The organism is Massilia sp. 9096, from assembly GCF_000745265.1.
GTDB lineage: Bacteria > Pseudomonadota > Gammaproteobacteria > Burkholderiales > Burkholderiaceae_D > Telluria.
In genome coordinates this window covers 2,268,275-2,292,619 of record NZ_JQNN01000001.1, presented here as the reverse complement: position 1 = coordinate 2,292,619, position 24,345 = coordinate 2,268,275, and the positions used below count along the sequence as shown (strand labels likewise).

The 24,345-nt window shown below is 61.5% G+C and carries 21 protein-coding genes; 8 read left to right on the top strand and 13 right to left on the bottom strand.

Features of this window, described 5'->3' with window-relative positions; genetic code table 11:
* Positions 1–9: 9 nt before the first annotated feature.
* The 3 genes from FA90_RS09675 to FA90_RS09665 are packed head-to-tail and all read right to left on the bottom strand — an operon-like array spanning position 10 to position 3,113.
* On the bottom strand, positions 10–1,035 hold the full coding sequence (locus FA90_RS09675) for an amidohydrolase family protein (protein ID WP_036168354.1): 1,026 nt from the start codon (positions 1,033–1,035) through the stop codon (positions 10–12).
* Positions 1,036–1,065: 30 nt separating this feature from the next.
* Complete coding sequence (locus tag FA90_RS09670; RefSeq protein WP_036168352.1) at positions 1,066–1,986, bottom strand: amidohydrolase family protein; 921 nt, start codon at positions 1,984–1,986, stop codon at positions 1,066–1,068.
* 35 nt (positions 1,987–2,021) lie between these two features.
* Positions 2,022–3,113, bottom strand: coding sequence for a 4-oxalomesaconate tautomerase (locus FA90_RS09665; protein WP_373994601.1), 1,092 nt, complete (start codon positions 3,111–3,113; stop codon positions 2,022–2,024).
* 144 nt (positions 3,114–3,257) lie between these two features.
* Here FA90_RS09665 and FA90_RS09660 point away from each other — a divergent pair, with 144 nt between their 5' ends.
* Positions 3,258–4,181, top strand: a complete 924-nt coding sequence (locus FA90_RS09660; RefSeq protein ID WP_036168348.1) for a LysR substrate-binding domain-containing protein — start codon at positions 3,258–3,260, stop codon at positions 4,179–4,181.
* Positions 4,182–4,193: 12 nt separating this feature from the next.
* Here FA90_RS09660 and FA90_RS09655 read toward each other — a convergent pair whose 3' ends face one another.
* Positions 4,194–5,237, bottom strand: coding sequence for a porin (locus tag FA90_RS09655; RefSeq protein WP_051971662.1), 1,044 nt, complete (start codon positions 5,235–5,237; stop codon positions 4,194–4,196).
* Positions 5,238–5,323: 86 nt separating this feature from the next.
* Complete coding sequence (dctA, locus tag FA90_RS09650) at positions 5,324–6,619, bottom strand: C4-dicarboxylate transporter DctA (protein WP_036168345.1); 1,296 nt, start codon at positions 6,617–6,619, stop codon at positions 5,324–5,326.
* A 152-nt stretch (positions 6,620–6,771) separates the two neighbouring features.
* On the opposite strand from dctA, the gene FA90_RS09645 reads away from it, so the two are divergent.
* The 6 genes from FA90_RS09645 (at position 6,772) to FA90_RS09625 (ending at position 12,362) form a co-directional block, all read left to right on the top strand.
* Positions 6,772–8,226 carry a family 1 glycosylhydrolase gene (locus tag FA90_RS09645; RefSeq protein ID WP_239700636.1) on the top strand — a complete coding sequence of 485 codons (1,455 nt, stop codon included), beginning with the start codon at positions 6,772–6,774 and terminating at the stop codon, positions 8,224–8,226.
* 98 nt (positions 8,227–8,324) lie between these two features.
* The gene (locus FA90_RS25580; RefSeq protein ID WP_197065272.1) at positions 8,325–8,753 is read left to right on the top strand and encodes an SDR family NAD(P)-dependent oxidoreductase; all 429 of its coding nucleotides are present in this window, start codon (positions 8,325–8,327) and stop codon (positions 8,751–8,753) included.
* Between the two features lie 300 nt (positions 8,754–9,053).
* Positions 9,054–10,616 carry a GMC oxidoreductase gene (locus FA90_RS09635; protein ID WP_036168342.1) on the top strand — a complete coding sequence of 521 codons (1,563 nt, stop codon included), beginning with the start codon at positions 9,054–9,056 and terminating at the stop codon, positions 10,614–10,616.
* On the top strand, positions 10,613–11,077 hold the full coding sequence (locus tag FA90_RS09630; protein ID WP_036168340.1) for a DoxX family protein: 465 nt from the start codon (positions 10,613–10,615) through the stop codon (positions 11,075–11,077). The genes FA90_RS09635 and FA90_RS09630 overlap by 4 nt, the downstream gene beginning before the upstream one ends.
* Entirely contained in the window at positions 11,074–11,532 is a 459-nt protein-coding gene (locus tag FA90_RS25575) for a cupin domain-containing protein (protein WP_081933761.1), read from the top strand. Before FA90_RS09630 ends, FA90_RS25575 begins: the two co-directional genes overlap by 4 nt.
* The gene (locus tag FA90_RS09625; protein ID WP_051971660.1) at positions 11,517–12,362 is read left to right on the top strand and encodes a VOC family protein; all 846 of its coding nucleotides are present in this window, start codon (positions 11,517–11,519) and stop codon (positions 12,360–12,362) included. The genes FA90_RS25575 and FA90_RS09625 overlap by 16 nt, the downstream gene beginning before the upstream one ends.
* Here FA90_RS09625 and FA90_RS09620 read toward each other — a convergent pair.
* The 3 genes from FA90_RS09620 to FA90_RS09610 all read right to left on the bottom strand — a co-directional run bounded on the left by FA90_RS09620 (position 12,319) and on the right by FA90_RS09610 (position 16,068).
* The gene (locus FA90_RS09620) at positions 12,319–13,233 is read right to left on the bottom strand and encodes an SMP-30/gluconolactonase/LRE family protein (RefSeq protein WP_239700633.1); all 915 of its coding nucleotides are present in this window, start codon (positions 13,231–13,233) and stop codon (positions 12,319–12,321) included. The two genes, FA90_RS09625 and FA90_RS09620, sit on opposite strands and share 44 nt — an antisense overlap.
* 394 nt (positions 13,234–13,627) lie before the next feature.
* Positions 13,628–15,118: a hypothetical protein gene (locus FA90_RS09615; protein ID WP_036168334.1), complete on the bottom strand. Its 1,491-nt coding sequence runs from the start codon at positions 15,116–15,118 to the stop codon at positions 13,628–13,630.
* 170 nt (positions 15,119–15,288) lie between these two features.
* Entirely contained in the window at positions 15,289–16,068 is a 780-nt protein-coding gene (locus FA90_RS09610; protein ID WP_036168331.1) for an SDR family oxidoreductase, read from the bottom strand.
* Between the two features lie 216 nt (positions 16,069–16,284).
* Here FA90_RS09610 and FA90_RS24950 point away from each other — a divergent pair, with 216 nt between their 5' ends.
* The gene (locus FA90_RS24950; RefSeq protein ID WP_197065271.1) at positions 16,285–16,905 is read left to right on the top strand and encodes a TIGR02466 family protein; all 621 of its coding nucleotides are present in this window, start codon (positions 16,285–16,287) and stop codon (positions 16,903–16,905) included.
* 17 nt (positions 16,906–16,922) lie between these two features.
* On the opposite strand, the gene FA90_RS24945 is transcribed toward FA90_RS24950, so the two are convergent.
* The 5 genes from FA90_RS24945 to FA90_RS09580 form a co-directional block, all read right to left on the bottom strand.
* The gene (locus tag FA90_RS24945) at positions 16,923–17,630 is read right to left on the bottom strand and encodes a DUF6445 family protein (RefSeq protein WP_051971658.1); all 708 of its coding nucleotides are present in this window, start codon (positions 17,628–17,630) and stop codon (positions 16,923–16,925) included.
* 21 nt (positions 17,631–17,651) lie between these two features.
* Positions 17,652–19,169, bottom strand: coding sequence for a tryptophan halogenase family protein (locus tag FA90_RS09595; RefSeq protein WP_036168328.1), 1,518 nt, complete (start codon positions 19,167–19,169; stop codon positions 17,652–17,654).
* Between the two features lie 13 nt (positions 19,170–19,182).
* Positions 19,183–20,175, bottom strand: a complete 993-nt coding sequence (locus tag FA90_RS09590; protein ID WP_239700631.1) for a cupin-like domain-containing protein — start codon at positions 20,173–20,175, stop codon at positions 19,183–19,185.
* Between the two features lie 4 nt (positions 20,176–20,179).
* Positions 20,180–20,974 carry a SapC family protein gene (locus FA90_RS09585; protein ID WP_239700628.1) on the bottom strand — a complete coding sequence of 265 codons (795 nt, stop codon included), beginning with the start codon at positions 20,972–20,974 and terminating at the stop codon, positions 20,180–20,182.
* A gap of 105 nt (positions 20,975–21,079) precedes the next feature.
* Positions 21,080–24,187: a TonB-dependent receptor gene (locus tag FA90_RS09580; protein ID WP_239700625.1), complete on the bottom strand. Its 3,108-nt coding sequence runs from the start codon at positions 24,185–24,187 to the stop codon at positions 21,080–21,082.
* Between the last annotated feature and the right edge of the window lie 158 nt (positions 24,188–24,345).

The following is a 24,345-nucleotide window of genomic DNA, read 5'->3' as shown; positions in this document are numbered from 1 at the left end:
TGGTCATGGTCAGAGGCCTTTCTTGTTCAGGGCGGCGTCGAGGCGCGGATAGACCTTGCGTGCATTGCCTTCGAAAATCTGGAAGCGGTCTTCGTCGATCAAGGCTGCGGCCTGGATGTAGCGCCTGGTGTCGTCGTAGTAGTGGCCGGTCTCGGGGTCGATGCCGCGCACGGCGCCGATCATCTCCGAGGCGAACAGCACGTTCTTGGTCGGGATGACCTTGGCGAGCAGGTCGATGCCCGGCTGGTGGTAGACGCAGGTGTCGAAGAAGATGTTGTTCAGCAGGTGCTCCTCGAGCAGCGGCTTCTTCATCTCCTGCGCCAGGCCGCGGAAGCGACCCCAGTGGTAGGGCACGGCGCCGCCGCCGTGGGGGATCAGGAACTTCAGGGTCGGGAAATCCTTGAACAGGTCGCTGGTCAGGCACTGCATGAAGGCAGTGGTGTCGGCGTTCAGGTAGTGTGCACCGGTGGTGTGGAAGCATGGGTTGCAGCTGGTCGAGACGTGGATCATCGCCGGGATGTCGTACTCGACCATCTTCTCGTAGATCGGGTACCAGTGGCGATCGGACAGCGGGGGCGAGGTCCAGTGGCCGCCCGAGGGGTCCGGGTTCAGGTTGATGCCGACCATGCCGAACTCCTTGACGCAGCGTTCCAGTTCCGGAATGCAGGTGGCCGGGTCGACGCCAGGGGATTGCGGCAGCATGGCCGCACCGATGAAGTTGTCCGGGAACAGCTGGGACACGCGGTAACAGAGTTCGTTGCAAATCGCTGCCCAGGTGGCGCTCGTCTCGAAGTTGCCGATGTGGTGAGCCATGAAACTGGCGCGCGGCGAGAAGATGGTCAAGTCCGAGCCGCGCTCGCGCATCAGGCGCAGCTGGTTGGCTTCGATCGATTCGCGCAGCTCGTCGTCGCTGATCTTCAGGTCGGAGGCTTTCGGACCCAGTTCTGGCGTGTTCAGGTTGGCGACCTGGGCGTTGCGCCAGTTCTCCAGCGCTTTCGGGGCGGTCGTGTAGTGGCCGTGGCAGTCGATGACCAATGGTTGTCTCATGACGTGTTCCTTTTCTTTTTAGCGGGTGCCGAGCGCTGTCTCTTCCGGCCAGTACAGGCGCATCGGATTGTCGACCAGCAGCTTGCGTTGCAGCTCGGGCGTGGGCGCGATGTGCGGGATGATGTCGACCAGCAGGCCGTCGTCGGGCATGTGGTCCTTCAGGTTCGGATGCGGCCAGTCGGTGCCCCACAGGACGCGGTCCGGGAAGCGCTCGACGATGCGGCGGGCGAACGGGATCACGTCGCGGTAAGGCGCACGTTCGCCGTCGAGGGCCGCCGGACCCGTCACGCTCAGGCGCTCGGGACAGCTGACCTTGCTCCACACGTTGTCGTGTTGTTCCATGAACTTCAGGAACAGGCCGAACTCGGGACCGTCGATGTCCTTGTCGACGTTTGGCCGGCCCATGTGGTCGACCACGACCTTGGTAGGTAGCGCAGTGAAGAAGTCCCACAACTCGGCCAGGTCCTGCGCCTCGAAGTAGATCACTACGTGCCAGCCCAGTTTCGCGATGCGCCCGGCGATCTCCAGCAGTTCCTCCTTGGGCGTGAAGTCGACCAGGCGCTTGACGAAGTTGAAGCGCACGCCACGCACCCCGGCGACGTGCAGGGCGTGAAGCTCGTCGTCGGTGACGCTGCGGCGCACTGTGGCGACCCCGCGCGCGCGGCCGGCCGCAGCGCGGCAGGCGTCGACCAGGGCGCGGTTATCGGCGCCATGGCAGGTTGCCTGGACGATCACGTTGCGGGAGAAGCCGAGGAAGTCGCGCAGGGCGAACAGCTGCTCCTTGCTGGCGTCGCACGGCGTGTACTTGCGTTCCGGCGCATAAGGGAACTTGTCGTGGGGGCCGAACACATGGCAATGCGCGTCGACTGCGCCGGGAGGCAACACGAACTCGGGTTTGGTCGGGTTGGCATACCAGTCGAGCCAACCCGGCGTTTTCATTACGGTCGATTCGGTCACGCAGACTCCTGTGAAAATTAGACGTTGCCGGTCCAGAGCTCTTCGGAAACCAGCACTTCGCCGCGCATGATCGGGCGCGCGGTGCGTAGCAGGGCGGCGCGCACCACCTTTTGCGGACCGGCCGGATCGAGGCCCAGTTCGACGCTGAATTCTCCGGTCGGGTGCTCGACCGAAATGGTCTTGCTCGTGCCCGGTGGTACCTCGGCGTTGCCGTCGGCGACCGAGCCCTCGAGTACGCAGGCGGTGGCGACGGTTACCGCCGCCAGCACGCCGATCGCTTCGTGGCAAAGGTGCGGAATGAAACAACGCGTAGCGATGCTTCCGCCCGCACGCGGGGGCGCGATCAGGCACATCTTCGGGTAGCTCTTGCAGGCAACCTCGCCCAGGCCCATCAGGGGCCCGACGCTCAGGCGCAGCGCTTCGAGCCGGGCGCGCAGGCCTTCGTTGGCGTTCAGCTCGGCCACGCTTTCGTAGCCGGTCACGCCGAAATCGGCGGCTTTCACCAGCACCATCGGCATGCCGTTGTCGATCAGCGTGGCGTCGACTTCGAACTTCTGTGCGTCATGCTCGACCTGGATGCGGTCCAGCACATGACCGCTGGGCAGCAGCGACGGGCAGACCGAGCCGGCGGTGTCGAGGAAATTGATGCTGATCGGCGCGGCGGTGCCGGGGACGCCGTCGATGCGCGCGTCGCCCAGGTAGGAAAGGCGCCCGTTCGGGGTCTGGACCGTCACGTCGCATTGCATGCCGGTGTTCAGCGTGAGTACGCGCGCGGTGGTTGTGCCGGATGCGATCGGCAGCAGGCCGCGCTCGAGCGCGAAGGGCAGTACTGCGGCCAGCATGTTGCCGCAATTGGGCGTGGTATCGACCGTGTCATTGTCCGGCTGGAGCTGGGCGAACAGGAAATCAAGGTCAACGCCCGGGGTCGCGCTCCTGCGCACGATGCCGACCTTGCTGGTAAGCGGGTGGGCGCCTCCCAGGCCGTCGATCTGGCGCTTATCCGGTGAGCCCATCGCAGCCAGTAGCACGCGGTCGCGCAGCGCACGGTCGCTCGGCAGCTCGGACTCGAGAAAGAACGGGCCTCGCGAGGTGCCGCCGCGCATGAGCATGCAGGGTATCGGTCTCAGGTCAGAATTGCGTTGATGATTCATGGAGATTCTCGGTTGACGGATGCTGCCGATTGTGCCGAGGGGTGTGCACCTATACAATGGTCATATCCGACTAGCTCCTATGCGATTTTTGCATACCAGAATATGAACCTCGAACAGCTCGACGCTTTCGTTCACGTTGCCGAACTGAGCAGCTTCACGCGCGCCTCCGCTATCCTTGGCCGCACGCAGCCGGCGCTGAGCCGCTTGGTGCGCCAGCTCGAGGTGGACCTGCGCCAGAACCTGTTGCGCCGCAACGGGCGTGGCGTCGTGCTGACCGAAGCCGGCAAGGTACTGCTCGAGCACAGCAAGGGCATCCTGCATCAGGTCGACGGCGCAAGAAATGCGCTGAAAAATCTGCAGGGTACGCTCGACGGCAATTTCAAGGTCGGGCTGGCGCCAAGCGTGGCTCGGGTCGCCACGCTGGCCCTCGTACGCGGCTTCCAGGGGCAGTTCCCGCAGGCGAACATCAGCGTCTCGGAAGGGCTGTCGAGCTATCTGGCAGAATGGCTGGCGATGGGGCGCATCGACGCGGCAATTTTGTATGACACCGGCGAGACGCCGCTGGTGGACAAACGGATACTGTTCGGCGAAGAGATGTTCTTGATCAGCAAACCCGAGGCGAAGGTGCCGTCCACGATCGCATTGCGCGAGCTGCCGCAATACCCACTCATCATTCCAGGCCGGCTGCACGCGATCCGCACGCTGGTCGAAATGGTCGCGTCCGAACACAGCATTCATCTCAACATCGTGCTCGAGATCGATGCCGTACCCCCGATCCTCGACCTGGTCGATGAAGGCTACGGCCATGCGCTACTGCCACTGAACGCAATCCTGGCCGATGCGCGCCGGCGGCGCTTTCACTGCACGCGCATCACCGATCCCGCTTTGTCCGCGCGCATGGCACTCGCCACCAGTAACCAGCATCCGATGTCGCGGTTGGGGACGAAGGCAACGGCCATGCTGGAGAGCGTGATCCTTACCCAATACGCGGCGCGCCAGCAGAGCGCCGACGCTTACCTGGCCTGAACCGGGCTTGGCTTAGAAAGTGTGGCGGATGCCAAGCGCGTAGCTGTTGCCCTTGACCTTGCCTTCGATATGGTCGTACAGGTAAGTAAGGTACACGTCGGTGCGGCGCGACATGAAGTAGTCGTAACCCAGACCGGCGGTGTCGTGCGTGCCCACCACGGCCTTCGGATTGTCTTGCGTGGTATGGGCCCATGAGACCAGGATCGAGCCGCCTGCCGTGACCGGCACCGAAGTGCCCAGCTGCCAGGTGCGCGACCGGATGTTGGTGACGGCATTGTCGGTGGCCTGCGCCGAGGCGTACAGCTTGGCCCAGCCGGCATCGTAGGCCATGCCTGCCAGATAGGCTTCCTGTCCGGTCGATGGAGCGACCGCGGCGGTGCGTACGCGTTGTGCCGACAGTACGGCGGTCAACTTGTCGTGTACGTAGCGCAGATGGACGCCCGCATTGTTGACGCTGCTGTTGCCGGCCACCTCTCCGGGTGCGTAGACGATGGTCGTGCTCAGCCCGCCGACCGTCGGCGCGACATATTGGATGACGTTGTTCCACACAGTATCGCCGATCACGGTGTTGCTGAACGACGCCACGTAGCTTTGCACCACCAGCGGCGAGAACACCACCGACGAGCCGAACGGATTCACCATTTGCATCGATACGTAATACGGCGAGGTATGGCGTCCGATGGTCAGTTGGCCATAGCTGCCCGACAGGCCGACCCAGCCGCTACGCGAGAAGCCGGTCGGGTCAGTGGGACTGCGGCCGGCGCCACCGGTGTCGGGCTGGAAGAACTGCTCCAGCTGGAAAATGGCCTTGGTGCCGTCGCCCAGGTCCTCGCTGCCACGAATGCCCCACCAGGAAGTCGTCAGGCCGCCGGAGCCGACGACGGTCGTACGGTCGACGTTGTCGCTGCGCTTGATACTGCCGAAGTAGCTGCCGACCAGGCCGTAGACCTGGACGTTGGTCTGTGCCTGTGCCGAGGCTGCAGCACAGCAAAGGATGGTACCGCCTAGCGCGCAGGCAAAGGCGCGGCCTGCGGCCGTAGGGACAGGGCTGCTCATGGTGTCTCCTGATTATTATGAAGGCCCGGACTCTTGGTGCTCCGTAGCCAGAAGAGAGCAGGGCGCCTAGCCCTGCCCGTTGGCATTTATTCGCGGTTGAGAACGCGGTGCATCTGGTCGCTGTCCAGCGCGTTCTCCCACTTCGAGATCACGATGGTGGCGACGGCGTTGCCGATCAGGTTGGTCGGCGTCAGGCCCTCGGACAGCAGGCGGTGCACGCCGAGGATCAGGGCCACGCTTGCCACCGGGATGGTGCCGACCGTCGACAGCGTGGCGGCCAGTACGACGAAGGCGGCACCGGCCACGCCGGCCGCACCCTTGGAGGTCAACAGCAGCACGCCGAGCAGGATGATCTGCTGGGTGATGTCGAGCGGGGTATTGGTCGCTTGCGCGAGGAATACGGTCACGCTGGCCAGGTAGAGACAGGTCCCGTCCAGGTTGAACGAATACCCGGTGGGGATGATGAGGCCGACCACGCTGGACTTGCAGCCGAGCTGCTCCATCTTGATCAGCATGCGCGGCAGTACGCTTTCGGACGAAGTGGTGGCCAGGCAGACCAGGATTTCCTCGCGCAGGTAGCGCATCAGCTTGAACAGGCTGAAGCCGCACAGGCGCGAAATCGGACCGAGCACCGCGAAGATGAAGATCAGGCAGGTGACGTAGAAGCACAGCAGCAGGTTGCCCAGCGAGAGCAGGGCGCCGGCGCCGTATTTTCCCACCGTGAAGGCGATCGCCCCGAACGCGCCAAGTGGCGCCGCCCACATGACGATGGCGACCATGCCGAAAAAGACTTGCGACAGCGCTTCGAGCAGGTCGATCACCGGCTTGCCGGCGGCGCCGAAGCGCACCAGCGCAAACCCGAGCAGTACCGAGACCAACAGCACTTGCAGGATCTGGCCTTCCGCGAGCGAGCCGACCATGGTGGTCGGGATGATGTTCATCAGGAAGGGGATGATGCCGGCTTCATGGCCTTGCGCCACATAGCCTTTGATCGAATGCGTGTCCAGGTTGGAGGCGTTGACGTGCATGCCGGCGCCCGGTTGCCAGATGTTGACGACGACCAGGCCGATGACGAGGGCGATCGTGGTCATGACCTCGAAGTAAAGCAAGCCTTTGATGGCCACGCGCCCGACGCGCGCCATGTCGTCCATCTTGGCGATGCCCAGAACGACGGTGGAGAAGATGATCGGCGCAATCAACATCCGGATCAGCTTGATGAAGCCATCGCCGAGTGGCTGCAGCTTGGTGCCCAGGTCGGGGAAGAAGTGGCCGGTGAGGATGCCGAGCGCCATCGCGACCAGCACTTGAATCCATAACTGTTTATACCAGCGCCGCACCGTCGTGCGTTCGATCGCCTTGGCGTCCGTTGTACTGCTCAGCATCGTATGTCTCCTGTTTACCCGTCCTATAGCCGGGTTACCCCGAGCTCAGACAGTTTGTAAATGCGATTCTGTCACAGGGGAAAGAACGTGCGTCGTCTATACCTGACTACCTGATATGTGTGTTTTGAATATCCGACAGGGCGACCAATGAGATGCTGCGTTCGCAAATCACCAACCTGACTGGCGAAAGCGGTCGCGATCATACTGTTGCGCTCGACGCTCCTGGATGGACAGCTTGCAATGTTGAGTTCCTCCGTGCTCCGGTATGCTGGCCTTGTGATCAGCTTGAGGAGAGCAGTTTGTACACGGGATTTATGTTCGCGACCGGTATTGAGAACAGCATTCCCACCATCGGCGATGGGAAAATCCGTGTCGACGAGATGGCGAAATGCGGTCATTACAAGTATTGGCGTAAAGATTTCGACCTCGTGCAGGAACTCGGCATCCGCGTCCTGCGTTACGGGCCACCGCTGCACCTGACATGGCGTGGGCCGAATCGCTACGACTGGGCTTTCGCCGACGAGACCCTCGGCGATCTGCGCCGTCGAAACATGGTTGTTATCGTCGACTTATGCCATTTTGGTGTGCCCGACTGGATCGGCAACTTCCAGAACCCGGACTTTCCTGCGCTGTTCGCGGACTATGCTCGAGCCTTTGCCGAGCGTTTTCCTTGGGTACAGCTCTACACACCCGTTAACGAGATGTCGATTTGCGCGATCTTCTCGGCCTTGTATGGCTGGTGGAACGAACAAATGACTACCGATCGCGCATTCGTGACGGCGCTCAAGTACATCGTCAAGGCAAATATCGTTGCAATGCGCGAAATCCTGGAAGTTCGGCCGGATGCCCTGTTCGTGCAAAGCGAATCCAGCGAGTACTTTCACGCCGAGAGCCCTGAGGCCATTGGCATGGCCGAAATCAAAAACGCCACGCGATTTCTTTCGCTCGACCTCAACTATGGTCGCCGGGTCGATTCCCAGATGTACGAGTATCTGATGGACAACGGGATGACGCGCGAGGAGTACCATTTTTTCCTCGACAACAATCTCAAGCATCATTGCATTATGGGCAATGACTACTACCAAACTAATGAACATCACGTGAACGCGGACGGTGGCACATCTGCGTCCGGCGAGATATTCGGCTACGCCACGATCACCCAGCAGTACTTCGACCGCTACCGGCTTCCCGTGATGCATACGGAAACCAACTTGGCTCAGGGGCCGGCCGGCGATGAAGCCGTGCGCTGGCTGCGCAAGGAATGGGCAAATGTGCTCAGCATCCGCAACAGCGGCGTACCAGTGGTTGGTTTCACATGGTATTCACTGACGGATCAGGTCGACTGGGATACCGCTCTGCGCGAAAACAATGGCAGGGTCAATCCCCTTGGCTTGTTCGACCTGGACCGAAATATTCGTCCTGTTGGCGTAGCCTATCGCGACTTGATCCGCGCCTGGGGCAAGGTGCTGCCAACCCAGAGCGCGTGCTTGCAAGTGCCGATCGCGCTTCCGAACGACTACCCGGACACGGTGCCCATGGCGGCGCCGGCCGCAACCGATGGAGGCAGCGAAGCTGCCTCCGCCGCCGCACCCAAAAATACGGAGTAGGCCCATGATTCGGAAAATAAGGTCGCTATCGTCGCTGGTGCTGCAGGCGGCATCGGTCTCTCCATTGCTCGGCGGCTGCTTCGCGGCGGGACCAGCGCGTGGTGAAGACTGGATGCGCATACTCAACGTCGACCTCATCGAGCTCTTATTTCATCAAACAGGCGTTTTTGCGCATGAAGGAGGGCGGCGTGATTGTCAACATCGCTAGCGTGCATGCTATCGAAACCGAACCCATGGTGGCGCCGTATGCGGCTGCAAAAGCGGCGCTGCTCTGGTTGACGCGCTCGGCTGCAATAAAAGGCAAGCCCAAGGGTATCCGGGTAAATGCGATCCCGCAGGGCGCTATCGACACTCCAATGCTGTGGGATAACCCAAACGTGAAGGCCGGGATCGAGGTTATCGAAAAACGTGACGTCGGTGAGCCCGACGATATTGCAGACGTGGTTGCGTTCCTGGTGTGGAAACAGTCGCGGTTTGTTCAGGGTGCTTCAGTGCTGGTGGATGGTGGCAGGCTGGCGCGCATTTAACATCCCCGAAATCTTTTCAAATATTCCGGATGCCTGAGTCGGCAATGCGGCTGGCCAATTCAGTTCATCCCTGTTCGTAATTTATATTGGAGCCGGTCGGAGGCTGCCTGTCGAGACATCCACGACTTTTGCAGGTTACCAAGTTGCTGTGCCGGGTTCAACTGCGGAATCGTCCGCCATCACGATGTGATACCGTCTGGACTCTGTATCCTTCTAAGCAGCATTTCTATCTGTATTGATGCCGACCGAGAATGACGCTGGGTGCCGAGGACAACCACATTTCCCGCTGGGAGAAAAAGATTGGCTGAGCATTATGATCTGATCGTTATTGGTAGTGGTCCGGGCGGCGCTTCGCTCGCACATGCGCTAGCGCCGACCGGTAAGCGCATCTTGATCCTCGAACGCGGCGATTACCTGCCGCGCGAAGAGGCGAACTGGAGTTCCCAGGCCGTCTTCGTCGAACGCAAGTATCAGGTCAACGAGACCTGGACAAACGTCGAGGGCAAGGTCTTTAGTCCGCAGCTGCATTATTGCGTCGGCGGCAATTCCAAGGTGTACGGTGCTGCGTTGTTAAGGCTGCGCGAACGCGATTTCGAGGAAGTCATCCATGCCGGCGGCGTCTCGCCTGCCTGGCCGCTGAAGTATGCCGATTTCGCGCCGTATTACGATGCGGCCGAGGCACTGTTCCACGTTCATGGCCAGCGCGGCGAGGATCCGCTCGATCCGCCAAGTGCTGTGCCCTATCCCTATGCAGCGGTCAAGCATGAACCGCACGTGGCCGAGTTTTGCGACAAGCTGACCGGCATCGGATTGAAGCCATTTCATCTGCCACTGGGAATCCTGCTTGACCAGAAAGAAGATGGTTTTGCGACCCCCACCAGTACCTGCATAAGGTGCTCCAAATTCGATGGTTTTCCATGTCTTTTGAATGGCAAGGCCGACGCCCAGGTCGTCTGCATCGATCCAATGCTGGCGCGTCACAAAAACGTTACGCTGCTGACGAATGCCTACGCCACCAGACTTGGCACTGATGCGAGCGGGCGACGTGTCGACGCCGTTCATGTAGAGCGCAAGGGGCAGCAGGAAATTTATAGCGCCGATGTGGTCGTGGTCGCGTGCGGCGCGCTGTCTTCCGCGCTGCTGCTCCTGCGTTCGGCCAGCCCGCAGCATCCGAATGGACTCGCCAACGGCTCCGACCAGATCGGCCGCAATTACCTGCGCCATGAAATGAGCGCCGTGATGGCAGTGACGCGCCACCCCAACGACACCGTATTCCAGAAGACCATGGCCTTGAGCGACTTTTATTTTGGGAGCGACGACTGGGAGTACCCGCTCGGCATGATCCAGATGAACGCGGGCATCGACGCCGACCAGGTCAAGGGCGAGGCCGTACCGGAGTGGCTGGAGTGGCTGCCCGACATGCCATTTGCCGAGATCGCGCGCCATTCCATGAATTTCTGGCTGCAGGCCGAAGACCTGCCGCGCCCCGACAACCGCGTCTACTACAAGGACGGCAAGGTCCATCTGGACTACGTGAAAACCAATCCCGAGGCGCTCAAGCGACTGAAACGCAAGCTCGAGGAAACCCTGTCGGCGATCGGCCAGCCCGCCGTCTTGCTGGAGCGCACGCTGTACCTGAGCAAGGACATCCCGCTATCCGGCACGGCGCACCAGGCCGGGACTTGCCGCTTCGGCAGCGACCCGGCGACCTCGGTCCTGAACCTCGAATGCCGCGCCCACGAGGTCGACAACCTGTATGTGACCGACGCCAGCTTTTTCCCCTCGATTGGCGCAGTGAACCCGACGTTGACGATCATTGCCAATGCACTGCGGGTCGCTGACATCATCCGGGAGCGCATGTGACGGCGGCGGCTGGAGTTGCACTCGTCGCGCGCTTGATGCTGGTGGCGCTGTTCATGCCATCCAGCGTCATTGACAAGACGTTTGGCTTTGACCATGCAGTGCGGCAGGCGCAGGAGGTCTTCAAGCCGCGAGTGCTGGGAGTTGGCGCTATCCTGGTCGGGCTTATCGTCGAATTGGGCTGTTCGCTTGGCGTCCTGACCGGCGTGGCCGACCGTGCCTGTGCGTTCGTCATCGCCGGCTTTTGCATGTTGACGGCCATTCTCTACAAGCGCTTCTGGGCGCAGGGCGATTTCTGGGCCGATCCCGATGGCCACGGCCGTACCTTGTTTTGGGATTTCATGAAGAATCTGTCGCTTGCCGGCGCCTTCCTGCTGATCGTGGTCGGCACCGATGGCAGCGGACTCGCGCCGTTTCTCCATTCGCCGCTGGCTTCCAGCCAACCTTACCGGTCACATTCATGAGCAATCAAACTTCCAATCCCGGTCCCAAGCCTTCCGTAAGTTATTCGCACCTGTATGTCGATGAACAGGGTGTAAGCCATCAAACGCGTTGTGCGCTGACCAATTACAGCCTGAAGGGCATCGGTTCCTCGGCCCCGCAGTGGATCAATGCATTGGCGCGTGGCGAGGCGACCGTCGTCTTTACCGTGCAACCGGCCGGCTGGGTCGGCGAGTGGCATGAGAATCCGGCCCCGCAATGGATCGTCGTGCTGTCCGGTCGCTGGTGGGTCGAAAGTATGGACGGCACTCGCGTCGAACAGGGACCCGGTGAATTCTCGTTCGGCGAGGACCAGGGTTGCGTCGACACTGGCGGCAAGAAAGGCCACCGCTCCGGCACCGTCGGCGACGAACCGTGTTGCCTGATGACGGTGCAGTGTCATGTGCCTCCCGAGCGTGTGCCATGTCATCTGACCTGAAGTTTGGCGCCATCGCCGGTTTTCGGCTGGTCACCGCGGACCTGACTCGCCTCGCTGCGTTTTACCGCGCAATCGGTTTCGACATCGGCGACCCCATGCCGATATCTACGGCCGAAATGGCGCTGCTGGGCATCTCCGGCACCGGCATGCGCATTGAAATGTCGCTCGGCACCAGCCGCGTCGACCTGGATTGCTACGCCCTGTCCGGACGTCCGTACCCGACTGAGCGGAGCGCGTCAGACCGGATCTTCCAGCATTTCGCACTCGTCACCGACGACGCGCACATGGCGTGGAATCGTGCCCGCGACGCCGGCGCCACGCCGATCAGCCGGGAGCGGCCGGTCACGCTTCCGCAGTCCTCTGGAGGCGTCACCGCGGTCAAGCTGCGCGACCCTGAAGGTCATCCGCTCGAGTTCACGCAATTTCCGCGTGGTGCCAATCCGGACTGGCGAGGGAGCGGCATCCTGGGAATCGACCATAGTGCCATCGCGGTGCGCGACCTGGCCGCCAGCCGTCGCTTCTACAGCCATCATGGCATGGTCGAAGGCGAACCGATGCTCAACCAGGGCCCAACCCAGGTAGTGCTCGATGGCATCGACGGTATCGTGGTCGACATCGTGCCGATGCAGCCGGCGACAGCGCCACCGCATATCGAACTGCTGGGATATCGCGACCGCGTCAGCGATACCGGGCAATTGGCGGTCAATGACATTGCCGCCACCCGCATCGTCTGGCGCTCGGCGCATGACGCGCTGATGCGCGACCCGGACGGCCACTTTCACCAGTTCAGCCGAGCAGATCGATTGAGAACAGAAACTCTTTCGCGGTGATGAACAAGCGGCGCCCGTCCGTTCCACCGAACGTGCAGTTCGCGACCGAGGTCGGGGTCGGAATGAAGCCCAGTTTGCAGCGATCGGGCGACCAGATGTGGATGCCGTCACTGGCGCTGGTCCAGACCCAGCCCCGCCTGTCGACCGCAAAACCGTCGGGCGCACCGTGATCGGTGTGACAGAAGAAGCGTCGGTTGGAGAGCGCGCCGTCCTGCGCGACATCGAAGGCGACAATCTCGTGCTTGGCGCCGGCGCGCTGACCGGGCACATCGCCCAGCGAGAGCGACGTATCGGAGACATACAGCGTTGCGCCGTCGTTGGACACCGCGATGCCGTTCGGTTGCTCGAAATCAGCCATACGTCGCAGATCGCCGCTCTGCGGGTCGAAGCGGTAGACGCTGCAGTGGTCCAGTTCCGGTTCGGCCAGAGCACCCTGGTTCGGCATGAGGATGCCGAACCAGGGGTCGGTAAACCAGATCGCGCCGTCGGGTGCTACCGCAACGTCGTTCGGAGAGTTGAGCCGTTTGCCCTGGTAGTGGGTGACGATCGGCTCGGGCAGATTGTCGTAGTCGCCGCCGCGGCTGATGCAGCGCCGACCGTGTTCGCAGTGAACGAGGGTACCGTCAGCCTGCACGGCGTTGCCATTCATGAACCAGGTGCCATCGATCAACACTTCGACATGCCCGTCCGGATACCAGCCCAGCAAGCGGCGGTTGGGCACGTCCGACCATACCAGGCGCCGCTGCGAATCTTGCCAGGCCGGCCCCTCTGCATGTACCGTTCCCTGATAAAGGACGATGAGCTGGGCATTCGGCGACAGTACATCAGCCAGCCGCACGTCATCGATCTGGACGCTGTCGAAACCGTCCATGGGCCGGGGTGGGGCGGCAGCACGGAGTAGCCGCGTTGGAAGCAAGTCGTTGAAATCATTTGGCATCTTGTTTTCCTAGAGGGATCGATCCCGCGAACATTTACCGAAGACTAATCGAAGCAACGTTGACCCCCATGCCGGTTTGCGTCTGTGCGGCATCGCTCAGACGCGCAGCGACGAGATCCCAAGACGCCAGAACCCCAGCCTTCGACCTGATCAACGTCGGCATTGACCAGGTGTGCTGTCGCTGACCGATCACGGCACCGACAAGCGCGCTATATTCGCCAACAAGGAAGCGTACCGGTAAAGCATATCGCCGGCATGAAAAAAAGCCCTCGCACCGCTACCGGCGCGAGGGCTTTTTGTTTGTCGTCGGCAGACGACGGGCGGCCGCTTACTGGACGGCGCTCGAGTAGTAGCAGAGCTTGACCGAACGCGGCGCCGGATCCGCGCCGAATGCGGCCACGGTGCAGGCGATCGAACGGGTTGCCGTCTTGGTCACGTAGACACCATTGACGCCGAAACGGACCTGGCGCGTGCCGCTGAAGTTGCAGGTGCCGCCCTGGATGGCGCATGCGCTCCAGGTGACCGGGGCCGGCGCCGGGGTAGGCGTCGGGGTCGGGGTCGGGGTAGGCGTTGGCGTCGGGGTAGGCGTCGGGGTAGGCGTCGGCGTCGGCGTCGGCGTGGTCGTCGTCACGGCTTCGTACGCGCCGATGTCGAGTGCGCCCGTTACCGTACGGGTCTGGCTCGACGCGACGTGCACGTACTGCGCGGCCGGGGCCAGCGCAAAGCCGCTGGCCGAATTGCCCGGCGCCGAACCGGCGTCGATCACTTGCGCGTTCGCGGTCGGGTGCAGGTCGTAGTTCGCACGGCTCACGAAGCCCGGGGCCGCGTTGGCGTAGTTGGTCTTGAGGACCGCCGTGCCCTGGTTGGTGATGCTGCCGACACCGGCGAAGATGTTGTTCTGGATCAGCGCCGCCTTGCTCACGCCCGAACCGATCATCACGAAGGTGCCGCCCGAACCGTAGTCGTTCAGGAAGGTATTGTTGACCACGTACAGATCCTGGGCCGGATTGCTCGCGCCTTCCTCGCCGTAGGCGACGATGTTCGGATTCTGGTTGGCCGACGGCTGCTCGATCACGTTGCCGATGATGTACGAGGTACCGGCGTTCGGCAGGTCGATCTCGTAGCTCGGCTGGCCCAGGCCGCTGCTGGAGAAGCGGTTATACACGATCGTGTTGGTGATCGCGCGCGACTTCAGGTTGTGGCCGACGTTGGCGTCGTGCGAGTAGTTGTAACGGAAGGTCAGGCTGCGGTTGTTGCCGATGTACAGGTTGTGCGACTGGCCATCGCCGTTGCCGTTGTGGCTGAACTCGGTGGTCTCGATCAGGATGTCGCTCGAGGTGTTCGGGTTCGACAGGATGCCGTTCTCGTTGTCGTGCAGGTACGAGCCACGCAGCGTGAAGCCGGTGCCTTCCAGGCGCAGCGCGGCGCCGTTGCGGTCGCTCACGCGCGCGCCCAGCATCTCGACGTTTTCGACGGTGACGTTGTTGCCGTCGACCACCCAGGTGCCTTTGCCCATGGCAGCTGCGCCATTGGCGTTGATGACCGGACGGCCGTTGACGCCGCGGATGGTCAGGTTGTTGCGGTAGATGCCGCAGACGTCGCCGCTGTAGGTGTTGCCGCCGGCGATTTCGACGGTGTCGCCGTCCTGGGCGGCATTGAAGGCGGCGCACGGGGTGGAATAGGTCTTGCCTGGGCCGACCGAACGGGTGGTGGCGGCGGAAGCGGTACCGACGGCGGCGAACGAAATCAACATTGCGGCGGCCAGGGGCGAGATAGAAAGGGAAGTGATGGTCGTTGCAGCGTTGAGCAGCTTTTGCATGAGATGTCCTCGTTAGCTGGATTTCCTGCCAGCAGTTATGCCTGCTGGAAAGTTCGCAGCTTACGAGATTACGGACGGGAATGGTGTTACAAAGTGTAACCTAGAGTCGGTATGAAAATGTAAAGCGTACACGAAATACTGCTGAGTTAGTCGCAGTATCGGACTTGACGTCACAGATACTCGAGGTTGCCATCGACACTGATGACCTGGCCGGACAGGTTGCGCGCGGCAGGCGAACAAAGAAACAGCGCCATGGCCGCGACGTCGTCCGCGCTGACCATGCGCCGCAATGAAATCTTGTCCAGGTACTGCTGGCGCATGGCATCGACGCCGATGCCGGTGGTCGCGGCGCGCGCGGCGATCACGTTGTTCATCCGTTCACCCTCGACCGCGCCCGGCAGGATCGCATTGATGCGCACGCCCTGGGGCCCGAGCTCGATGGCCAGCGACTTGGTCAGGCCGACCACCGCCCATTTGCTCGCCGCATACGGGGTGCGGAACGCATACCCGAGGCGCCCGGCCACTGAACTCATGGAAATGATGCAGGGGTTGGCGGCGGACGCCTTAAGCAGCGGCACGGCGCGGCGCGCAAAGTAATATTGACTGTTGATGTTGACCGCCAGCGTGCGTTCCCAGCTCGTGCCGTCGATATCCTCGATGGCGCCGGTGGGGCCGGCGATGCCGGCGTTGTTGATCAACACGTCCAGGCCGCCGAGGTGGCTGCGCACGTCATCGAACACGGCGTCCACTTCGGCTTCAATCGAGGCATCGGCGATGCTGCCGGTGATCCCGCGCGCTTCCGCCATCAGCTTGTCCAGCGCGCTGCGGTCGACGTCGCACACGTGGACGCGCGCGCCGGCGGCATGGAAGGCGCGCGCCATGGCGGCGCCGATGCCGTTGGCCCCGGCGGTCACCAGCAAACGCAGGTTGGGAAGAAGAAAGAGCGCCATCAATCGCTGAATCACCGACGACCGGATTTGCGTGGTGCTCGGACCTCATTGGCGACCGGAGGCTGGCAGGGACAGTCGCCAACGAGCGCTTCCAGTTGAAATTCTGAACCGGCCCTCTGCAGCCACGCTCGACACTTATGCCATAATTTAGACCTCGACAACTCCCGTCCTCGGATTCGCGAGCGAGGGCGTAACCTGGGCAGGTCCATGAGTAACATGAAAGCGTCCATGCAGGTGTTGGAGTTATTTCCGACGCCGGTTTTCATTTTGCAGACCCAAGGCGTAGACAACAAGGAACTGGCGCGCCAGATCCATGCGATTCGCGACCAGGAAGTCGCGGCCGGCATCGCCGACAAGACTGGCCTGTCGAACCATGGCGGCTTCCGTAGCTATGATCTGTTGCGGCTCCCGGGGTTTGAACAGCTCAAGCAACTCGTGCTGGGGGTGCTCAACGAACGCATGGTCAAAGGCGCATGGTTTGCGGAGCCGGAGGTCACGGAAGCGCAATTCAGCGCCATGTGGGGTGTTATCAATGGCAAAGGGCACGCCAATGGCCCCCACAATCATCCGGGGAGCTGGATCAGCGGCGTGTATTACCCGCAAGTGCCGGCCGCGAAAGAATGTGCCGGTTCGCTCGGCTTTCGTGATCCGATCCTCGCGCGCACCTTTACCCGCAGCTTTTACCGCAATGTGCAGGCCGAGGCGGTATCGGTGCTGCCCGAAGTGGGCAAGCTGGTCATGTTTCCAAGCTGGGTCGAACATCACGTCGGCCCCAACCTGACCGATGAGGATCGCATCGCCATCGCGTTTAACATCGACCATGCGAAAGCACGCTAGTTTCTAGACGCCGCGCTTCAACGGGCGTTCAGGCGCACCCCGAAGAAGGCGTTGACGGTCAGCCGCCCTTGTTCCGGATCGGCGCTGAGCAGCTCCGGATGGCGGATGTCGCCGCTGTGGTAGATCGTGCCATCGTAGAACACCGCGCGGTTGAATGCCGCCGGGGCGGTCGCCAGCTTTTCAAAATACGCGTTGGTCCGGGTCGGATAGGCGGGGGCGCTGTCGATCAAGATGGAGAATGCGTCACGGTCCATGTGCTGCGCGCGCGCCATCATGGCAAATAATGTCGCGTGGTCGACCCGCGGTCGAAAAAAACTCGTGCCACCCAGCCGTTCATCCTCGAACAAATACAGGACCATGGCGAAATTGCCTTCGCCCGGTTGGAACGGGCCGCCATCGACATGCGGAATTCTCTGGAATGGTTCCAGATTTTCCGGCTTGCGCGTCACCATCGACATCCTGCACAAGGTGCTGCGGGTGCGCCGCGCGCCAAGCTGGCCCCGGATATATTGTGAAAAGAACGCTTCGAAGGCGCCGTGCGCGGCTTGGGGCAGCCGCAATTCCGGCCCAGGATAGTAGTGAGAATCTTCCTGCGAAAAATCGGCGCGCCGCGCGACGGCATGGGCGACGAATTGCATGGGGTCGCGCAGGATATTGTCGACGACCACATAAGAACGACCGTCGCCCAGCGCGACTCGCTTGATCGAGGGATTGGGATTGAACATAAGGCGTTTTGGACAAGAAGGTTAAGTCGGCCGCGGCGCGCGGCAGAACCGCTGGATGTAAGCTTGGTGCGGCGGCAACTGCTGGACCGTCCTTTCGATTTTCTGGCGAATCGAGTTGAGGAACTGCGACAGCTCGGCGTCGCCCATCAGGTCGGCCGACTGGTGATGCTGCTCGGGCGTCAATCCCTGGCCCAGCATCACTTGCAGCCAGGACGATTCGGTGAACAACTCACCCTCGGTGCGGAACACCCGTCCGGTTTCGCGGAACAGGTCGATACGGTGTTGCAGCGATGCCGGCACCTCCATGTTCCTGGCAGCGTCCCAGTAGGGGGTATCGGCGCGCCTGGTCACTTTGTAGTGCAGGATAAGAAAATCGCGGATGTGGACGATCTCGCTTCGCGCCTGGGTGTTGAACTCGTCGATGTCGGAGCGGCGGATGCCGTTGGACGGGAACAGTTGCATCAAACGGATCAGATTGCGCTGGATCAAGTGGATGCTGGTCGACTCGATCGGTTCCAGAAAGCCACCCGACAGGCCGATGGCGACGACGTTGCCTTTCCATGATTGCTTGCGCTGGCCCGGCTTGAACTTGATCACGCGCGGCTGCGTGAGTGGCTCGCCTTGCAGATTGCCGAGCAAGATCTGCATGGCTTCCTCGCCGTCCATGTGCTTGCTGGAGAACACGTGGCCATTACCGACCCGGTGCTGCAGCGGGATCCGCCACTGCCAGCCGGCGCCGTGCGCAATCGCGCGCGTCATGGGCACGGGTTCGCCCATCAATTCGGTCTGCACCGCAATGGCGGTATCGTTGAACAGCCATTGCGACCAGTCCTCGTATTCCACACCCATGGTCTGCCCCAGCAACAGCGAGCGAAAGCCGGTGCAGTCGACGAACAAATCGCCTTCGACGACGGCGCCGTGATCGAGCTTGAGCCCGGTCACGTGGCCGCTGGCGGCGTCAAGCATCACCTCGCCGATCTTGCCTTCGATCCGCGTGACGCCGAAGCCTTCGCTGAACTTGCGCAGGAACCTGGCATACAAGGTCGCGTCGAGATGGTAAGCGTAATTCATGACGTCGTTCGGCAGATGCGCGAAGCGGCCAAGCTGGGCCGACCTCAATTCCAGGCAATAGTCGCCGAAGTCGCCGGCCAGGCCGCGCTCGCGGCCCTTGAGCCAGAAATGCTGGAAGCCGGCGGTCCAGTGGTCGATGCCGGTCAAGCCGAACGAGTGGATATAGTCCTCGCCGGGCGCGCGCCAGTTCTCGAAACTGATGCCCAACTTGAAGGTCGCCTGGGTCGCCCGCATGAAGTCGGCTTCGTTCAGTTCCAGTAGCTGGTGAAACCGGATCAAGCTGGGAATGGTCGCTTCGCCCACCCCGACGCTACCGATCTCGTCGGATTCGACCAGGGTGATGTCCAGCGTCTTGCCCAGGATCTTGGAAATGACCGCGGCGGCCATCCAGCCGGCCGTGCCGCCGCCGGCGATGACGACGCGCCGCACCGGCTGCCTGCCGATTGTTTCCTGGTTGCTTTTTTGCATCGGGTGTCTCCTGCTAGCGTTTGAGTTTCTGGATGATGGCTGCGCGCATGGACCGCGCCTTGTCGAGATCGAGCGCACCGAGGACCCCACGCGCATGTTCCGGAACATGCGCCGCTTCTCTACCGTCCGCTTCAAATATGTAGTGACGGAAAACCTCCTGCCATGCCAGGCGCTGGGCCGGCGGTAGTTCGCGCAGCGTCAGGATGGCGTGCATCAGCGTGTTGATCGGGGCATCCATATAGCCTGGCGATTGACGCCACCAGTAGTTGATCAGGACGTTGAAACTGTCGAGCCCTTCGACATGGTGCCACCACATGCTGGGCATGAAGATGGCGTCGCCCGGCAGCAATTCGGCCACCTGCGCCTGTTCCATGGCCTCGGCAAACCTGGGAAATTTCACCAGGTCCGGCTGATGAAAGTCGACCAGGCTGATGGGCTGATTGGCCGGCGTGAATTCGAGCGGCCCGATGTACAGATTGCTCAACTGCTCAGGAGGAAACAAGGTGAATCGCCGACGCCCGGCGGCCACGCAGGCCACGTTATCGGGCAGGTCCTGGTGTGCAGGAATGCGCGAACGGTTGCCGGTCCACACGCTGACGAGCGGATCGCGATCGCCCAGGTCGAGATCGTTTTCGTCACGGAATCCAGGCAGGCAGGTGTCCACTGTTGTCGAGCCGACATAAAAAGTCGGTGGGCAGGGATCATCGAGGTGTTCGAGCACGCGATCGAGGACCGCGTCGAGCGTGGCGTTGACGGCGTCGAAGTTGAACCCGCTGATGTCGTCGTTATAAAAATAGCGCCCCGCGATGCCGGGTGGACCGATCAGTGCGCGGACCACCTCGCCCTGGTAGAAGCGGCGCAGATAGGCGATGCCCTCGCGCTGCGAGCGCAGGCCAGCCTTGACCAGCGGCCAGCTTGCGACCAGGCCGCGCAGCACCAGCGGCTCGGTCGCGGTGAGGATGGCGTCAGTCAGCGCGGCAGGCGTCGCGCCGCTGATCTCGCGCATCGGCTTAGCCATCGATCGCAAGGCGCTGGTTTTTGCGCTCGATGAGCTCGCGCAGCTGGACGAGCGATGCGGCCATCAGGTGTGCCGCCATCAGGTAGCCGTGCCGATGCAGACGCGCCAGCGCCGCAGCGTCGAGCGCGGCGAGCTTTTCCTCGTTGATCGTCGCAAAACCAAGCAGCTGGTTTTGCGAGCCGTTGTTCAGTTCGATATCGAGCGTGAACGGCTCGATCAGGTCATGTTCGAGCAGCGCGGCGACAAAGCCGGCGTTACTCTGCAGCCCCTGGTGCAAGGCCAGCAGCAGGCTGTTGACCTGTTCCAGCAGCTCACTCTGGCCGCCATATTCGAGAAACAGCGAATGGCCAATGGTCGTGCTGACTTTTGGATGATCGAGGTCGACATGTACCAGCAGATCGTCGCCGTACAGTCCCATCGAGAAGGGCTGGCGCGCCACGGCTATCGGCACGTAGAGCGCATCCCACGCATCGGCGCTGGCGAACAGGTTTTCGCCCTCGACAAAGCCGAACAGTGCCACCGGTTCGTAGCGCTGTTCGTTGCCGGTCTCGCGCAACACAATCGGATAGTGGGCCAGCACGTTGCGAAACTCGGCCGGGAAGGTCGGGCAGATCGTCTCGCCGTCACCGAACCGGATGCCGCGGCCAAGCATGATTTTCAGGTCTTTGTGTTCGACGTTGTTTAACAAAACGCGGTGGGTCATTGCTTGTCTCTTCGTTTGAATTTCATTGACTACCTGATTGGCATTGCGCCGACGCCCACCGGAGCCACACGAATGGTCCATCATGGTCAGTCCTTATAGCGATTCAGTGTAGCAAGGAAAAAGCAGGCCGTGATCGCCACCACGGCCTGCTTCAGGACCTGCTCACAGTCCGAATGCCGGCTTCAGCAATCAGAACGTGTAACGTGCGCCCACCATGTAACGCGGGCCGGTCTGGGTTGCGTTCAGGAAGTGGCCCCTGGTCCGGCCGTACTGATGTTGCGTCGCATTGGTCAGGTTGATCCCTTCGAACACCAGGTTCAGGTTCCTGGTAAAGGCGTAGCCCACGCTCAGGTCGGTCTGACCATACGCACCGGTGTACACCGGATCCAGGTGGCCGCCGCCGTCGGTCTTGGACGCCAGGAACGCGTCGCGCCAGTTGTAGGCGAGTCGCACCGTCCAACCGAAGTTTTCATAGATACCCACCAGGTTGGCCGAATTGCTCAGACCCAGGATTGCGAACTGATCGGTGGTCTGGTCGTTCTTGTATTTCAGCGGCGAAGTCACGTAGGTGTAGTTCGCCTGAACGCCAAAGCCCGACTCGCCGAACATATGCTGAACGTTCAACTCGGCGCCATGCAAGCTGGCCGGTTGCGAGTTCACGAAGCTGGACGTCCTGAACTGCATCAGCGGGTCGCTTGCGATGCCCGTGATCGTACCCGTGGCATTGCCGACCGAGTTCACGCCGGTCTTGGTGACGCCAGGCTGGCCGTTGTAGTTGTTGAGGATGTAGTTACGGATGCAATTGGTGTCGGCAACGGTGCAACCGCCATTCGCGAGGGCGGCTTTATAGTACCCGCCGCCGATCGGGGTATGGATGCCGTACTGGTTTTCGAGGATCTGGTTCTGGGCAGTGTAGTCAGTCAATTTTTTGTTGAATAGACCCAGCGAGGCGACGCTGTGCTTGGTGAAGTACCACTCGAAGGACAGGTCCAGGTTCTTCGACTTCACCGGTTTCAGGTTCGGATTGCCCGTCGAAGCCGTACCGCCCAGATAGTAGTCGGAACCGGTGCCGATGGTCAGGCCGCCCTGCAGCTCGTTATAACGGGCGCGGCTGATGGTGGTGCCGGCGCCGGCGCGCACCTTGAAGTCCGGGGTCACGTCGAAGTCGAGATTCAGGTTTGGCAACACGTTGCTGTAGGAGCCATGCGTGGTCGAGTAGGCGGTACCGGCAAAGGTCAGCGGCAGCTCATTCTGCGCAGTCCAGGTCACGCCCGTCGCCGGGAGCACCTGGGCCACTGAAGTGATATCGGTTTTTTCAAAGTGCAGGCCGACCGAGGTGTGGACCGGAATGGCAAACTCCCAGTCCTGGCTCAAGGCCACGTAGGCCGTCTTGGTTTTTTCCTCCAGGCGCTGATCGCTGTCGGTCGTGGCGAAATTCGGCAGGAAGTCGGCTTGCGTCTTCGGGCCGTCGTTCGAGACATAGCCGGGCTTGGTCGCGGCGCTGGCGGTTGCTGTGCGCAGCGCGCCGAAATCGGCCGTGTAGAAGTCCCTGAACATGCCCGCCGCGCCGTTGCCACCGAACTGGTCGAAGTAGCTGGCCGTGTCACTCTTCGAGAACAGGCTGGCGGGATAGTCATTCTTGTTGGTCAAGCCCGACCATCCATTGTTCCCCACGAGCGATTGGGTCGAACGGTTTTTCACGTCGGTCATGCCCACACCGAAGTTCAGGTTCGACGCCTCGGCTACCTTCCACTCGCCGCTCAACTGCAACTGCTTGACGGTCGATTTGACGTAGGTGTTGTAGAACTGCGAACCGGTTGCCTGGAGAGGCTCGCCGGCCACGTTGGCGCCGTCGATGCCCAGGATCGGCAGCTCGTGGGTGAAGTCGATCGAGGTTCTGCCGCGGCTGAAGCTGGCGTTGCTCAGCTGATTGCTGCTGCCCCATGGGCTGTCGGCTTTCGATTCGGCGCTCGACGAGTGCGCGTCGAGCGTGAACTTCAGGCCGGACTGCGGTTTCCAGACCGTGTTGAAGCCGACCGAATTCAGGGTGTTCCTGGTGGCATAGTCGGCCGAGATGACCGAGATATCCTGCGGCGCGTTGTACACTTCCGAGTAAGTCAACGGCGCCTGGTTACTGCCGCCCGGCCAGGTGCTGGTCGAGGTCGGGGTTTGGGCAAACCAGACGCTCATCTCGGCGCGGCGGGTGTGCAGCTTGTTCTGCGCGTAGGTGTAGTCGAGGGTCGAGGTCAGTTCCTTGATCGGGCGGAATTGCAGCACGGCCTGGCCATTGATACGCTCGCGCTCGAGACCGTTCACTTGGTAACCAAAGTTTTGCGGGCGCTCATACAGATCGTTCGGACCTGGACGATTCGTCACGCTGCCGACCGGGGCGCCAGGCTGGGGCAAGGTCGAGCCGTCGATGACGTCCGAGCCTTTGTAGGGTCCGATCCAGCCATTGGCGATCTGGGCGCGATTCAAGCCCGAGTCACGCTTCGAGTAGCTGGCGTTGCCCCCGAAACCCCACATGCCATCCTGACTGACGGTGCTGAAGATACCGGAAACTTCAGGCGTCACTCGCTTACCCTTGAGCAAGTCCGGCAGGTTCTGGCTCGACTGGTCCACTACGCCCTTGACGCCAACGCTCGCCACGGTGCCCTTTTGGTCGAAAGGACGTGCCGTCATGATGTTGACCGTGGCGCCGATGCCGCCTGACGGATCCTGGGCGCGGCTGGTCTTGTAGACCTGGAGCTGCGAAATGGCTTCCGACGCGAGGTTATCGAATGAGAACGAACGGCCGTTCGCGTCGTTCAGGTCGGCCGTCGGCATTTGACGGCCGTTCAACAGCACCAGGTTGAAGTCAGGGCCCATGCCGCGCACCGTGATCTTCTGGCCCTCGCCATTTTGACGGTCGATCGACACGCCGGTGATGCGCTGCAGCGACTCGGCCAGGTTCGTGTCCGGGAATTTGCCGATGTCTTCAGCGACGATACCGTCGACGATACCGTCGGAGTTCTTCTTCAGGTTCAGCGTCGACTGCATGCTGGCACGGATACCCGTCACGACCACCGTGTTCGCCATCGTTGAATCAGCCCCGTTGTTCGCTTCCTGTGCGTGGGCTTGACCGAGCAGGGCGCAGGCGCTCGCCACGGCCAGGGTGATCAGCCTTTGCCTGGTCTCCAGATGAAGCGAATTTCCCTTCTTGTTTTGGTTCAACACTATGTCTCCTCTCTCTTCTACAAATATGGCACCACCCATACGGGGAGGTACCTCTGGTGGCCGTGCCGAAAAGCACCGCATCGTGATTTTTGTAGTGGAACGGCGTCCGTATGATTTATGAATATCTGCTATTCGGACTCTATATATTTCCTCGAGGCTAATTCGTAAATACAGATTAGTCAATTCGTCGAACAAACAAAATATCGATGCACGTACGATGAAACGACGCTGAACAACCC

Coding starts and splice junctions, on each gene's coding strand:
- dctA (WP_036168345.1), bottom strand. CDS start 6,619: ATGCTGAGCAGTACAACGGACGCCAAGGCGATCGAACGCACGACGGTG.
- FA90_RS09595 (WP_036168328.1), bottom strand. CDS start 19,169: ATGCAAAAAAGCAACCAGGAAACAATCGGCAGGCAGCCGGTGCGGCGC.
- FA90_RS24945 (WP_051971658.1), bottom strand. CDS start 17,630: ATGTTCAATCCCAATCCCTCGATCAAGCGAGTCGCGCTGGGCGACGGT.
- FA90_RS09580 (WP_239700625.1), bottom strand. CDS start 24,187: ATGCGGTGCTTTTCGGCACGGCCACCAGAGGTACCTCCCCGTATGGGT.
- FA90_RS09665 (WP_373994601.1), bottom strand. CDS start 3,113: ATGCTCATGCGCGGCGGCACCTCGCGAGGCCCGTTCTTTCTCGAGTCC.
- FA90_RS09655 (WP_051971662.1), bottom strand. CDS start 5,237: ATGAGCAGCCCTGTCCCTACGGCCGCAGGCCGCGCCTTTGCCTGCGCG.
- FA90_RS09585 (WP_239700628.1), bottom strand. CDS start 20,974: ATGATGGACCATTCGTGTGGCTCCGGTGGGCGTCGGCGCAATGCCAAT.
- FA90_RS09590 (WP_239700631.1), bottom strand. CDS start 20,175: ATGCGCGAGATCAGCGGCGCGACGCCTGCCGCGCTGACTGACGCCATC.
- FA90_RS09645 (WP_239700636.1), top strand. CDS start 6,772: ATGCTGCGTTCGCAAATCACCAACCTGACTGGCGAAAGCGGTCGCGAT.
- FA90_RS09615 (WP_036168334.1), bottom strand. CDS start 15,118: ATGCAAAAGCTGCTCAACGCTGCAACGACCATCACTTCCCTTTCTATC.
- FA90_RS09620 (WP_239700633.1), bottom strand. CDS start 13,233: ATGGACGGTTTCGACAGCGTCCAGATCGATGACGTGCGGCTGGCTGAT.
- FA90_RS25575 (WP_081933761.1), top strand. CDS start 11,074: ATGAGCAATCAAACTTCCAATCCCGGTCCCAAGCCTTCCGTAAGTTAT.
- FA90_RS09610 (WP_036168331.1), bottom strand. CDS start 16,068: ATGGCGCTCTTTCTTCTTCCCAACCTGCGTTTGCTGGTGACCGCCGGG.
- FA90_RS09660 (WP_036168348.1), top strand. CDS start 3,258: ATGAACCTCGAACAGCTCGACGCTTTCGTTCACGTTGCCGAACTGAGC.
- FA90_RS09670 (WP_036168352.1), bottom strand. CDS start 1,986: ATGAAAACGCCGGGTTGGCTCGACTGGTATGCCAACCCGACCAAACCC.
- FA90_RS24950 (WP_197065271.1), top strand. CDS start 16,285: ATGAAAGCGTCCATGCAGGTGTTGGAGTTATTTCCGACGCCGGTTTTC.
- FA90_RS09625 (WP_051971660.1), top strand. CDS start 11,517: ATGTCATCTGACCTGAAGTTTGGCGCCATCGCCGGTTTTCGGCTGGTC.